We start from the raw sequence: 13,385 nt of genomic DNA on the forward strand, positions 1-13,385 counted from the left end.
TTTCAACACCTTAAGCGAACGGCTTGCCCGAGGGCGTCGTTTTCATTGGCATCACGGACAGGCCGGCAAGGCCTGACACTGCCCAGCAGAACCACTGGCTTTCGGCGGTGCGGCGAATCGCGAATCCTCCGGTGCCAGACGCTGTGCGCAGGCTTGGGCCTGCTGCGCCTCGGAAGCACAACCCTGCTCACCCAGCACTTGCGACAGGTTGAACCAACCCGCAGCAAAACCCGGCTCGCGCTTGAGGCTTTCACGCAATGCCTGCTCGGCGCCCTTGCGGTCGCCATCGGCGTAGCGGCTGTTGCTCAGCGCGAACCAGGGCAACGACTGCTCCGGCCAGGCCTCGGCGGCGCGGCGATAGGCACGCCGAGCGGCCTGCGCATTGCCGGTTTGCTCGAGGTCGTTGGCAGCCTTCATCCAGACATGCATATCGGCCTGCGCCGGCAAGCGCTCCGGCGGCAAGGTCACGACCGCCCAGCGCCCGCCGCGCGCCCAGGTTCTGTCGAAGCTGTTGAAGCTGTCTTCGAGCCGGCGCGTGGTGGCGGAACGTAAAATCAGCGTGCGCTCGCGGCGGTCGTAACCCACCACCACCGCGAAGTGCCATTGCGGATACCAGTCGAATGCCAGGTTCTGCAGCACCAGCACCGGGTTGCCGGCGGCCACCTCGGCGAGCACCGCCTCCAGACGCGGCTGCAACGGGTACACCAGCATTTCGTGATTGCGCGCGGCGGCGACCATCTCGACCTGCAAACTGCCTTCACGGCTGGGGATGTAGACCTTGTCCTTGAGCGCACCAGGCGTGGTCAGCACACCACGCTGGTTGAGCATGGTAGCCAAGGCCGCCGGCCCGCACTGATAGGCGTCCTGGGGGAAGAAGGGAACGTCGGTGAGCTCCACCCGTTCAGGCAGGCGTTCGGCCTCCGGTGACAACACCGGAGACCGAGCGCAGGCTGTGAGTAGAACGATCGAAGCGATACAGCAGAGGCGAATCAGCGATTGATGCATTTGACGAAACTGAAGATGTTGGTGGCGCACAGCATATCAGTGATGATGAAGATCACCAGAAACAACACGATAATGCCGACCACACCGGCACCGGCAGGCGCCTGATCCAGCTGCTGATTGAACTGCGCCAGTTCAGCCGGGGTCAGGCTGGCGATACGCGATTCGACCTGCTCGCGATCGACGCCCATGGCCACCAGTTTCTCTTTCACCTGCTCGTCATCGAGCATGGCCATCAACTGCTGCTGATCCACCTTGTGTTGCTGCTCGGCGATCACCTCGTGAGTGCCGACCATTGCCGCGTTCGCAGCAGGAATCTGCACCACCAGCAACAGGTGAAACAGCGCGGTAATCGCGGCCAGACGACGCATAACGGGGTTCATGGAAATTGTCATTGTGGTTATCTCCTGAGGGACGAGGTAGCCGATAGACAGCATCAAAATCGCTCAGGTTCACTCCACCGATCCGCAGCCGTTCACGTTTCCATCAGAAGCTGGCTAAGCACCGCACGTAACTTGCCTGGCTTGACCGGCTTGTTCAGCAGCGGCGCACCCAGGGCCTGCAGCTCACGACTGCAGGCATCGCTGCGATCGGCGCTGATGATCAGAGCCGGGATCGGTCTGGAAAATTCGTCACGCAATTGCTGAATCACCTGACAACCGAGCACCCCGTGATCGAGGTGAAAATCCGCCAGGATCACCTCTGGCGCCCTGCCCTGCAGTTTCTGCAAGGCTTCAGCCAAGTCGACTGCCGTGACCACCTCGCAGCCCCACTGCCCGAGCAGCGCGTCCATGCTATGCAGGATGTCGACTTCATTATCGATCACCAGCAGGCGCCGCCCCGGCAGAGGATTGCCCAGCACCGGCTGCGCAACGGCGAGCACCTGCCGCAGCGGCAGCTTCTCGGCCAGGGGTACGCGAATGCTGAACACCGAGCCGCGTCCCGGCTGCGAACGCACCTCTATCGGGTAACCAAGCATGCACGCGATACGCTCGACGATGGCCAGGCCCAGGCCGACGCCCTTGCGCTCGGCGGCACGCCCGACCTCCAGCTGGTTGAACTCGAGGAAGATCTTGTCCAACTGATCGGCCGCAATGCCCCGGCCGCTGTCCCACACCTGCAACTCGACGAAGGCGCCACGTCGGCGTACGCCGAGCAGTACACCACCGCGCTCGGTGTAGCGGCAGGCATTGCTGAGGAAGTTGCGCAGGATGCGAGTCAACAGGCGGAAATCGGTATGCACCGCATAATTGGCAATTCGTGCGCGTAGACGCAAACCACTGGCCGAGGCCACGCTTTCGAATTCCGAAGCCAGTGGCGCGAGCAGCTCTTCGAGGCGATAGACATCGAGATCCGGCTTGATCGCCGCCTGATCCAGCTTGGAAATGTCCAGCAGATCCGCCAGCAGATCCTCGGCGCCTTCCAGGGCCAGGTGGCTGCGCTCGACCAGATTCCGTTCGGCGCCGGGCAGCTCGCGCTCACGCCGGGTGGAAATCAGCAGGCGCGAAGCGTTGAGCGGTTGCAGCAGGTCGTGGCTGGCCGCGGCCAGGTACTTGTCCTTGCTGCGGTTGGCTGCCTCGGCGGCGTCGCGCGCCTCACGCAGGGCCAGCTCGATGCGCTCGCGCTCCTCGATCTGCCGCTGCAGGTTGCGATTGGATTCGAGCAGCTCGAAGGTGCGAGCGGCGAGGCGACGTTCCAGTTCGTCATTGAGCTGCTGCAGGCGCTGCTGCGCCTGCTTGCGCTCGGTAATGTCGGCGACGAACCCCTCGAAGACGCCATCGCCCTCAGGCTTGAGCAGCAAATTCATCAGCACGTCGATGGTGCTGCCATCGCGCCGGCGCAGGCGCGTTTCGTAGCCGAGCAGAGCCTGCCCCTGGCTCAGGCGCTCACGAATCAGCGTCAGCTCATCGAAGCCGCCAACGAACAGGTGCCGTGCCAGATCATCCGGCGACCACAATACCTGCTGCGGGTCGTCGTAGCCGAGCATGCGCGCCATCGCCGGATTGGCCGCCAGCACGCCGTCCTGCAGGCTGGCCTGGATGATGCCGTGCACGGCGTGCTCGAACAGCCACTTGTAGCGGTTGCGCTCGGTTTCCAGCTCTTCCAGGCGCGCCAGCAGCTCGGGATAGTGACTCTTGCGCGCCGATTGGCTGCCGAGCCCGAGCAGCCCGGCCAGCGCTTCGTCAGAGTGCCTCGCCATACACCACCTCGACGTCACGCTGGGTCGACTCACGCGGATTGGTGAGGATGCACGGATCGTCCATGGCATGGCTGGACAGGAACGGAATGTCCGAGGTGCTCACGCCATGCAGGCTGAGCGTCTCGCGGAAGCCCATGGCGTGCTTGAAGGCGATCAGGTGCTCGACCAGACGCTGGCGAATCTGTGCGTGATTCAGACCACGACAATCGATACCGAGGGTTTCGGCGATGACCTTGAAACGCTCCGGCGCCGCGCTGTAGTTGAACGCCACCACGTGCTCGACCAGCACGGCATTGCACAGGCCGTGCGGCAGGTCGAGGAAGCCACCGAGGCTGTGGCTCATGGCGTGCACCGCACCGAGAATCGCGTTGGAGAACGCCAGCCCGGCCTGCATGCTGCCGAGCATGATCTTCTCGCGCAGGGCGATATCGCCCGGGTTGGCGATCATCTGCACCAGGTTACCGTTGATCAGGCGCATGGCTTCCAGCGCGTGCGGGTCGGTCAGCGGACCATGGCCGGTGGAGACGAACGCTTCGATGGCATGCACCATGGCATCGATGCCGGTGCAAGCCGACAGGAACGGATCCATGCTCAGCGTGGTTTCCGGATCGATCAGCGACACGTCCGGCACCACGGCCTTGCTGACGATGGAGAACTTCATCCGCTCCTGCTGGTTGGAGATGATCACGAACTGCGACACGTCGGCCGAGGTGCCGGCGGTAGTCGGGATCAGGATCAGTGGCGGGCTGGGCACGCGAATGGTGTCCACGCCTTCGAATTCGAGAATGCTGCGGCCATGGGCAACGACGATGCCGATGCCCTTTGCGCAGTCCATCGGGCTACCGCCGCCGACCGCGACGATGACGTTGCAACCCTCGCTGCGATACAGCTCGGCGCCCTCCATCACCTCTTCCACGCGTGGGTTGGGCGATACCCTGGTGTACAGGCAGTAGGCAATGCCCTGGGCCTGCAGGCTGGCCTCGACATCGCCGGCCCAGCCAGCGGCAACCACACCGGGATCGGAGACGATCAGCACCTTGCGCGCGCCGAAGGTCTTGGCGTAGTTGCCGACGTTATGCCGGGAGCCGGCGCCAAAGATGATCTCGGGGGAAACGAACTTTCGCAGCTGATTCAATTCGTGGCTCATACAACGGCCTGAAATTTCTTGTTATGGAATGGCGATCAGCCTACTGCATTGCCCGGTTTATGCAATGCGACCTGCGCTTAGCCCAGACGTAGATAGAAGGCATGCTCGGCGCGCAGAGCCTCGGCCAGGTTCGCGGCCTGACGGAAACCGTGGCGTTCTTCTGCGAACAGGTAATATTCAACCGGCAAACCGCGCTTACGCAGCGCCTCGACCATGCTTTCGGTCTGGCTCGGCACCACCACGGAATCCAGCGCGCCCTGGAAAAAAATCACCGGTACCTTGATCCGCTCGGCCTGCAACAAGGGCGTGCGCTCTCGGTAGCGCTCGGCATCCTGCTCGGGGTCGCCGATCAGCCAGTCGAGATAATCCGCCTCGAACTTGTGGGTGACCCGGCGCAGCGCCAGCGGGTCGCTGACGCCGTAGAGACTGGCACCACCGCGTAGCTGCGGCAGCTCGACCAGTGCACGTAGCGCGCTGAAGCCGCCAGCGCTGCCACCGCGTACGAATACACGCTGCGGGTCGATACTGTCATTGCTGGCGAGCGAGTCGATGGCAGCGCGAATATCTTCCACTTCCAGCTCGCCCCACTGCCCTGCCAGACACAACCGATAGGCACGCCCATAACCGCTACTGCCGCGATAGTTGAGATCGAGTACGGCGTAGCCGCGTAGCGTCCAGAAAGCGATACGCGGGTCGAACACCGGGTAGCTGGCGGAAGTCGGGCCGCCGTGGAGGAAGATCACTAGCGGCGGGCGCTCTGCGGGCGACACGGGGGCGTAGAAAAAGCCGTGACAATGTTCGCCCTCACCCACCGTGCAGCTGAAAGGCTGAGGCCGTGATAGCTGTGCTTCAGCCAGCGGCTGCTCACCACCTGCCAGCATCTGCAACGTGCCATCGCTGCGGCGAATGGCGAGCACCGCTGGCAGACGATCAGGAGCGGCAGCGATGCAGTAGAAATGTTCGTTGTCGGCAGCCAGGCTACGGAAACGCGTAAAGCCCTCGGCCAACTGCCGCTCTGCCTTTGGGTAGGGTGTCGCGGGGCCGCCCAGGCTGGGCGCACCAATGACTTCGGAGGCACGAGTATTGGTGCGCACGGCGCACCCTACGAGGCGGCCTATTCCCTCCTCGAAACGCGTCAGTAACAGTTCGCCGTTTTCCAGCGGCAGGTAGGTTCGGCCTCCCAGTTGCCAGGGCGCCGGCGCGTGATCATAGGGCGCGGCCTCCCACGTCGTAGCGCCATCGACGCACTCGGGTTGCCACCAACCAGCCTGGTCGTTCAACACCCACAACCGGCCCCGGGCATCGAAGCGCGGCTGCTGCAGGGATCGATCTCCCGTCTCACCCAACAACACCCGGCTACGCTCACCGGACTCGCGCAGGCACAGGCGCGTGGCGACCCAGGGCTGGTACGGGCGATCCCACTCGATCCATACCAGACGCTGGCCGCTGGGGTCGGCTACCGGCGCCGCATAGAAATCGGCACCCTCCACCAGAACATCGCGCTTACCGGTGAGGCCGATGCGCACCAGACGATGCACCACCACGCCACCCTCATGGCTTTCCTCCACCGCCAGCAATGCCTGCCAGACGGGCACAAAGGACAGGTCGCCATAGCGGCAAGTGGCGCGAGCCGTCAGTGCCTGCGGCTCACATCCCGTAGGAGTGGTTGGGCGGCATTCCGCTTCAGCCGCGATTTCTCTTGAATCACCAAGATTCGCGGCTGAAGCCGCTCCTACGGAACTACACGCAATCGGCAGGTGGTAAATCTGCTGATCACGCTCATTGACGAACGCCACGCCCTGCTCCGTGGCGCAGCAGGCACCACCGCCGTACTCGTAGACCCGGCTGCGCACGGAAAACCCTGGTGGCGTCAGCTCGCACACAACGCCGTCGCAACAGAAGAACAGCCCGCACCGCGCCAGTCCGGGATCAAACGCCACCCACAGTACGCCGCCGTGTGCAGCGTGCAGCTCGGCGAAATCGGCACTGGCGGCCGCGGCCTGTTCGGCGCTCCAGATCGAGTCCGGGTCGCTCACGCCTTGCATATGATCCGCGAGGCCTTCTCATTGCGGTATTGCAGGGCATCCAGCCCCAGCGGTGCCTCATCGGCCTGCTGACGTGCAGCGAGAATCACGCCATGGTGCGCCGACTTGCTGCACACCGGGTCGGCGTTACTGGCATCGCCGGTGAGCATGAAGGCCTGGCAGCGACAACCGCCGAAATCCTTGTCCTTCTCGTCGCACGAACGACACGGCTCGGGCATCCAGTCGTCACCGCGAAAGCGGTTGAAACCGAAGGAATGCCGCCAGATATGTTCGAGACTGTGCTCGCGCACGTTGGGAAACTGCACCGGCAACTGCCGCGCGCTGTGGCACGGCAACGCCGTGCCGTCCGGAGTGATGTCGAGGAACAGGTTGCCCCAGCCGTTCATACAGGCCTTGGGGCGCTCCTCGTAGTAATCCGGGGTGACGAAGATCAGCTTGCACGGGTGGTTCTCGGCCGCCAGTTTATCGCGCCACTGGTTGGTGATGCGCTCGGCGCGCTCCAGTTGCGCGCGAGTCGGCAGCAAGCCGGCGCGATTGAGCTCGGCCCAGCCGTAGAACTGGCAGGTGGCGAGTTCGACGAAATCCGCCTCCAGCTCCAGGCACAGCTCGATGATGCGCTCGATGTTGTCGATGTTGTGCCGATGGGTGACGAAGTTGAGCACCATCGGATAACCGTTCGCCTTGACTGCGCGGGCCATGGCTAGCTTCTGGGCGAAGGCCTTCTTCGAGCCGGCCAGCAGGTTGTTCACCTCCTCGTCGGCGGCCTGGAAGCTGATCTGGATATGATCGAGCCCGGCGTCGGCGAACTCGGCAATACGCGCCTCGGTCAGGCCGATACCGGAGGTGATCAGGTTGGTGTAATAGCCCAGGCCGCGCGCCGCTGCGATCAGCTCGGCCAGATCCTGACGCACCAGCGGCTCGCCACCGGAGAAGCCCAACTGCGCCGCGCCCAGCTCGCGGGCCTGGCGGAATACTTCGATCCATTCGGCAGTCGACAGCTCGTCGCCCTGCTTGGCGAAGTCCAGCGGGTTGGAGCAATACGGGCATTGCAGCGGGCAGCGGTAAGTCAGCTCAGCCAAGAGCCACAGCGGCGGCCCTGGTTCATGACCTGCTTTAGCGAAGCTCGATCCAGAACTGAGCATGGGCCACCTCCATGAAGGCAAGAATGTCTTCGTCGATGCCAGGCACATCGGGGAAGCGCTGATGCAGGTTGCCGATGATCTCGGCCACCGAGCGCTTGCCGTCGACCTGCTGGAGAATTTCGCCGGCGCTGTCGTTGAGCTTGATCATGCCTTCCGGATAGAGCAGCACGTGGCAACCCTGGGCCGGCTCGAATTGCAGGCGGAAGCCGCGGCGGATGGCGGGTACGCTGGGGGGCAGGATGACAGCTGTCATTGTTCAGACTCCTCACTGGTGCGCGCGGCGCACCCTACAAAGGACTCGGCCGTAGGGTGCGCCGTGCGCACCGACACATCGAGGTTCATAGCTCGATTCCCCGGTGCCAGACGCGCTCGGCGGTCACGGTGTGATACGGCGGGCGCTGCAGTTCGTAGGCCATGCTCATGGCGTCGAGCATGCTCCACAGCACATCCAGCTTGAACTGCAGGATATTCAGCATGCGCTCCTGCGCCTCACGGGTGCGGTAGTGTTCGAGGGTGATACGCAGGCCGTGCTCGACGTCGCGGCGCGCCTGGCTCAGACGATTGCGGAAGTAGTCGTAGCCGGTGGCATCAATCCACGGGTAGTGCTGCGGCCAGGCATCCAGGCGCGACTGGTGGATCTGTGGGGCGAACAGCTCGGTCAGCGAACTGCTGGCCGCTTCCTGCCAGTTGGCGCGACGGGCGAAGTTGACGTAGGCATCGACGGCGAAGCGCACGCCAGGCAGCACCAGCTCCTGCGACAGCACCTGCTCGCGGTCGAGGCCGACCGACTCGGCCAGGCGCAGCCAGGCCTCGATACCGCCCTCCTCACCTGGGGCTCCGTCGTGATCGAGGATGCGCTGAATCCACTCGCGTCGGGTTTCGCGATCCGGGCAGTTGGCGAGGATCGCCGCATCCTTGAGCGGAATGTTGACCTGATAGTAGAAACGATTGGCCACCCAGCCCTGGATCTGCTCGCGGGTAGCGCGCCCTTCGTACATGGCGCGATGAAACGGATGATGGATGTGGTACAGCGCGCCCTTGGCGCGCAGCGCCTGCTCGAATTCGGCAGGTGTCATGGCAGGTTGGCTCATCAGTATCTCCGATACGCGTTGCCGTAGGGTGCGCCGTGCGCACCTGCATTCTTCAAGGTACGCACGGCCTGATCGGCCCCGCACACCCTACAAAACGATGCTCATGCCATCGAACGCGACCTCGATGCCGTGGGCGTCCAGTTCGGTGCGCTCGGGCGAGTCCAGGTCGAGAATCGGGTTGGTGTTGTTGATATGGATAAGGATCTTGCGCACGGACGGCAGGCCGTCGAGCACCTCGATCATGCCGCCAGGGCCGCTCTGGCACAGGTGGCCCATCTCGCTGCCGAGCTTGTCGCCCACCTCACACACACGCATTTCGTCGTCACGCCACAACGTGCCATCGACCAGCAGGCAGTCCGCGCGGCGCATCCAGCCCAGCAGGTGCTCGTCAACCTGGCCCAGGCCCGGCGCATAGAACAGGCAGCGGCCGCTGCGCCGGTCCTCGATGAACAGGCCGATGTTGTCCCCCGGGTGCGGATTGCCGCGATGCGGCGAATACGGCGGCGCGCTGCTGCGCAGGGCAATGGCGGTGATGCTCAGCGCCGGACAGGCGGGAATACTGAAGGGTTTTGCATCCAGTTCAATCAACTGGTGCTGCAGGCCACCGTTCCAGTGGCTGAGCATATTGAAGAGCGGAAAGCCGGTGGTCAGGTCCTGATGCACCATCTCGGTACACCAGACCTGATGCGGGCAGCCTTCGCGCAAGGTCAGCAGACCGGTGCAATGGTCGATCTGGCTATCGAGCAGGACGATGCCGGCGATGGCCGTGTCACGCAGCTTGCGCGCTGGTTGCAGCGCCGGAAAGGCCTCGATCTGCGCACGGATGTCCGGCGAGGCGTTACACAGGATCCACTGCTCACCGTCATCGGAGATAGCGATGGACGATTGCGTGCGCGGCTGCCCCCGCAGGGTACCGGCACGCACGCCGCGGCAATTGCGGCAGTTACAGTTCCACTGGGGAAAGCCGCCGCCAGCGGCGGAACCGAGAATCTGGATATGCATGGAAGTCACCAGCGGGGATGCCCCGGACTAGCCGGGGCCAGGAGCAATCAGCGGTTGGCGAAATACATGGTCACTTCGAAGCCAATGCGCAGATCGGTGTAGGCGGGTTTAGTCCACATGGTGCGGTCCTCTTGTTATGAAGCCGGGGCATTCCGGCAACCCCATTAAGCCCCCGCCAGGCAAGAGGCCAAATGGTACTTTGGGATGAATCGGCACTGGCATTGGTAGGTGACGCTATCAGTAGGCATGGCTCACGCCTGGAAGGTTCCAGTCATCGCCTGGCCTGAAACATGCGCGAATAAAAAACGCGGCCGAAGCCGCGTCGCGATAAGGATCTGCTGCCGTTCAGGCCCATGGCTGCCTGCAGACCCACCCGGGTAGGGTTGTTCGCCTGGCAAGAGGCGGCGCACCGGAGCGAGCGTGCCGCCTTTGGTACATAGCCGGCTCACGATCTTGCGAGCTAGAGACCTACAAGGCAGAAGCAGGTGAGGAACGGTCGGAGTCGCGGGCGACTGTACTTTCGTCCGCATGACTCGCTCCGCTCGCCCCTCCAGGGCCGCACTGAAGTGCGTTGGCCGCAAGCGGCCTGCCGAGCCTGCTTCTAACGCAGTAGGGCCGACGCGCAGCAGATCGTGTGCTGGCTATCAGAAGAAGCCCAGCGGATTAATGTCATAGCTCACCAGCAGGTTCTTGGTCTGCTGGTAGTGGTCGAGCATCATCTTGTGGTTTTCACGGCCGACACCGGACTTCTTGTAGCCACCGAAGGCGGCGTGCGCCGGGTACAGGTGGTAGCAGTTGGTCCACACACGGCCGGCCTTGATCCCACGACCCATGCGGTACGCGGTGTTGATGTCGCGGCTCCACACACCGGCGCCCAGACCGAACTCGGTGTCGTTGGCAATCGCCAGGGCTTCGGCTTCGTCCTTGAAGGTGGTCACGCCGATCACCGGGCCGAAGATCTCTTCCTGGAACACGCGCATCTTGTTGTGACCCTTGAGCAGGGTCGGCTGGATGTAATAGCCGCTGGCCAGGTCGCCGTCGAGTTTCTCCGCTGCGCCGCCGGTAAGCACCTGCGCGCCTTCCTGCTGGGCGATCTCCAGGTAGCTCAAGATCTTGTCGAACTGCTGCTGCGAGGCCTGGGCACCGACCATGGTCTCGGTGTCCAGCGGGTTGCCGCGCTTGATCTGTTTGACCTTCTTCATCACCTCGACCATGAAGGCGTCGTAGATCGACTCCTGCACCAGCGCACGCGACGGGCAGGTGCAGATCTCGCCCTGGTTGAAGAAACCCAGCACCAGGCCTTCGGCAGCCTTCTCGATGAAGGCCGGCTCGGCGTTCATGATGTCGGCGAAGAAGATGTTCGGCGATTTGCCGCCCAGCTCGACAGTGCTCGGGATGATGTTCTCAGCAGCGCACTTCATGATGTGCGAGCCCACCGGGGTGGAGCCGGTGAAGGCGATCTTGGCGATGCGCGTGCTGGTGGCCAGCGCCTCACCGGCCTCGCGGCCAAAACCCTGGACGATATTGAGCACGCCTGGTGGCAACAGGTCGCCGATGATTTCCACCAGCAGGGTGATCGACAGCGGCGTCTGCTCGGCCGGCTTGAGCACGATGGCGTTGCCGGCAGCCAGCGCCGGAGCCAGCTTCCACGCGGCCATCAGCAGCGGGAAGTTCCACGGGATGATCTGCCCGACTACGCCCAGCGGCTCGTGGAAGTGATAAGCCACGGTGCCGTCGTTGATCTCGGCGGTGCTGCCTTCCTGAGCGCGGATGCAGCCGGCGAAGTAACGGAAGTGGTCGGCGGCCAGCGGTACGTCGGCGTTCAGCGTCTCACGCACCGGCTTGCCGTTGTCCCAGGTTTCGGCCACGGCCAGCAGTTCGAGGTTGGCTTCGATGCGGTCGGCGATTTTCAGCAGGATGTGCGAACGCTCCTGCACGCTGGTGCGGCCCCAGGCGTCGGCAGCGGCGTGAGCAGCATCGAGAGCCTTGTCGATGTCGGCGGCGTTGGAGCGGGGGAATTCGCCGATCACCGAGCCATCGACCGGGCTGGTGTTGCTGAAGTACTGGCCGCTGAGCGGGGCGACGAACTCACCGCCGATGTAGTTGCCATAGCGCGGCTTGAGGGTGACGAGGGCGCCTGCGGTACCCGGTTTGGCGTAAATCATGATGCTGACCTCTCTTGTTGTCGGAGCCCGCTGCCAGTCTGGGAAGCGAGTCATGGTTCGATCTTAGCAAGCCCCTGAAAACCTCGGTATGCGCCCATGGCACAGATCGTCTCGTCATTTAGTAGTAGAGCGTTCTGGCGCGGGCTTTGGCAGAGAAGTAGAAGCCATGAAAGCTATAGGCTAGACCCGTTCGCCTGCCCTTGCGTTCCCCAGCGTGAAAATCCAGTTGTGAGGCTACGCAGCCTGTCAGCACTGGCTACCGCCAGAAACGGCGATGGCCGGACAGTGTCCGGCCATCGACTGATGCATCAGCCAATCAGTGCTTGGCCACCAGCTCCTTCGGCAGCTTGAAGGTCCACAGCATGCCGCCCTGGTTCAGGTGCTTGACGCGCTTGGCCACCTCACCGCCCCACAGCGGTACCGCGCCGCCCCAGCCGGACAGAACGGAGACGTACTGCTCGCCGTCCATTTCCCAGGTCACGGGCGAGCCGATCACACCCGAGCCAGTCTGGAATTCCCAGACTTTCTCACCAGTCCTGGCGTTGAACGCCTGCAGGTAGCCTTCCGGGTTGCCGGTGAATACCAGGTTGCCCTTGGTGGTCAGCACCCCGCCCCACAGCGGTGCGTAGTTCTTGTGGCGCCAGACTTCCTTGCCGGTCTTCGGATCGATGGCGCGCAGCACACCGATGTAGTCCTCGTTCAGCGGCTTGATGGTGAAGCCGGCCCCTAGGTAGGCGGCGCCCTTCTTGTAGGCGATGTCTTCGCTCCAGATGTCCATGCCCCACTCGTTGGACGGTACGTAGAACAGACCGGTGTCCTGGCTGTAGGCCATGGGCATCCAGTTCTTCGCGCCGAGGAAGGCCGGTGCGGAGAACACGCTCGTGCCCTTCTCCTTCGCACTCGGCGAGCCAGGGCGGTTGCTGTCGTCGTAGATTGGCCGGCCATTCTTGTCCAGGCCCTTGGCCCAGGTGATCTTGTCGACGAAGGGGAAGCCACGGATGAACTTGCCGTTGGTGCGGTCGAGCACGTAGAAGAAGCCGTTACGGTCGGCGGTGGCCGCCGCCTTGATGGTCTTGCCGCCTTCCTGATAATCGAAGGAGATCAGCTCGTTGACGCCGTCGAAGTCCCAGCCGTCGTGCGGCGTGGTCTGGAAGTGCCACTGGATGCTGCCGTCGTCCGGGTTCAGTGCCAGGCGCGAGGACGAGTAGAGGTTGTCGCCAGGGCGCAGGTGGGAGTTCCACGGCGCCGGGTTGCCGGTACCGAAGAACAGCAGGTTGGTGTCGGCATCGTAGTAGCCGCCGAGCCAGGGCGCGGCGCCACCGGTCTTCCACAGGTCGCCCGGCCAGGTCTTACCGGCCTCGCCACCGCTGATGCCGTTCTCGATGGCCTTGCCGTCTTTGTAGACGTAACCCATATGGCCTTCGACGGTCGGACGGCTCCAGAGCAGCTCGCCGTTCTTCGGGTCGTAGGCTTCGATCTTGCCGACCACGCCGAATTCGCCACCGGAAACGCCGGTGATCAGCTTGCCATTGACCACCAGCGGCGCTGCGGTGATCGAATAGCCCGCCTTGTGATCGGCGACGTTCTTGCG

The 13,385-nt window shown here is 63.5% G+C and carries 12 protein-coding genes; all 12 read right to left on the reverse strand.

Annotated elements, in window-relative coordinates; genetic code table 11:
- Positions 1-51: 51 nt before the first annotated feature.
- On the reverse strand, positions 52-933 hold the full coding sequence (locus N5J71_RS21270) for a PA2778 family cysteine peptidase (RefSeq protein ID WP_147811312.1): 882 nt from the start codon (positions 931-933) through the stop codon (positions 52-54).
- A 56-nt stretch (positions 934-989) separates the two neighbouring features.
- Entirely contained in the window at positions 990-1,397 is a 408-nt protein-coding gene (locus N5J71_RS21275) for a PA2779 family protein (RefSeq protein ID WP_147811313.1), read from the reverse strand.
- 80 nt (positions 1,398-1,477) lie between these two features.
- Positions 1,478-3,202: a hybrid sensor histidine kinase/response regulator gene (locus tag N5J71_RS21280; RefSeq protein ID WP_279917600.1), complete on the reverse strand. Its 1,725-nt coding sequence runs from the start codon at positions 3,200-3,202 to the stop codon at positions 1,478-1,480.
- Positions 3,186-4,349: an alcohol dehydrogenase-like regulatory protein ErcA gene (ercA, locus tag N5J71_RS21285; RefSeq protein WP_003461205.1), complete on the reverse strand. Its 1,164-nt coding sequence runs from the start codon at positions 4,347-4,349 to the stop codon at positions 3,186-3,188. Before ercA ends, N5J71_RS21280 begins: the two co-directional genes overlap by 17 nt.
- Positions 4,350-4,426: 77 nt before the next feature.
- The gene (locus tag N5J71_RS21290; RefSeq protein WP_279917601.1) at positions 4,427-6,394 is read right to left on the reverse strand and encodes an alpha/beta hydrolase family protein; all 1,968 of its coding nucleotides are present in this window, start codon (positions 6,392-6,394) and stop codon (positions 4,427-4,429) included.
- Positions 6,382-7,536, reverse strand: a complete 1,155-nt coding sequence (gene pqqE, locus N5J71_RS21295; RefSeq protein WP_116618842.1) for a pyrroloquinoline quinone biosynthesis protein PqqE — start codon at positions 7,534-7,536, stop codon at positions 6,382-6,384. The genes N5J71_RS21290 and pqqE overlap by 13 nt, the downstream gene beginning before the upstream one ends.
- A complete protein-coding gene (gene pqqD / locus N5J71_RS21300) occupies positions 7,508-7,789 on the reverse strand; it encodes a pyrroloquinoline quinone biosynthesis peptide chaperone PqqD (RefSeq protein ID WP_075748160.1) in 282 nt (93 codons plus the stop codon). Before pqqD ends, pqqE begins: the two co-directional genes overlap by 29 nt.
- Positions 7,790-7,874: 85 nt before the next feature.
- Positions 7,875-8,627 carry a pyrroloquinoline-quinone synthase PqqC gene (gene pqqC, locus N5J71_RS21305; RefSeq protein ID WP_116618844.1) on the reverse strand — a complete coding sequence of 251 codons (753 nt, stop codon included), beginning with the start codon at positions 8,625-8,627 and terminating at the stop codon, positions 7,875-7,877.
- 87 nt (positions 8,628-8,714) lie between these two features.
- The gene (pqqB, locus tag N5J71_RS21310) at positions 8,715-9,629 is read right to left on the reverse strand and encodes a pyrroloquinoline quinone biosynthesis protein PqqB (RefSeq protein ID WP_206408520.1); all 915 of its coding nucleotides are present in this window, start codon (positions 9,627-9,629) and stop codon (positions 8,715-8,717) included.
- Between the two features lie 47 nt (positions 9,630-9,676).
- Entirely contained in the window at positions 9,677-9,748 is a 72-nt protein-coding gene (pqqA, locus tag N5J71_RS21315; RefSeq protein ID WP_003243383.1) for a pyrroloquinoline quinone precursor peptide PqqA, read from the reverse strand.
- Between the two features lie 525 nt (positions 9,749-10,273).
- Positions 10,274-11,794, reverse strand: a complete 1,521-nt coding sequence (exaC, locus tag N5J71_RS21320) for an acetaldehyde dehydrogenase ExaC (RefSeq protein WP_084341920.1) — start codon at positions 11,792-11,794, stop codon at positions 10,274-10,276.
- 316 nt (positions 11,795-12,110) lie between these two features.
- Positions 12,111-13,385 (reverse strand): PQQ-dependent dehydrogenase, methanol/ethanol family (locus N5J71_RS21325; protein ID WP_279917602.1); only part of this gene is annotated, 1,275 nt, incomplete at its 5' end.

It is taken from the genome of Ectopseudomonas oleovorans, assembly GCF_029845265.1.
GTDB lineage: Bacteria > Pseudomonadota > Gammaproteobacteria > Pseudomonadales > Pseudomonadaceae > Aquipseudomonas > Aquipseudomonas oleovorans.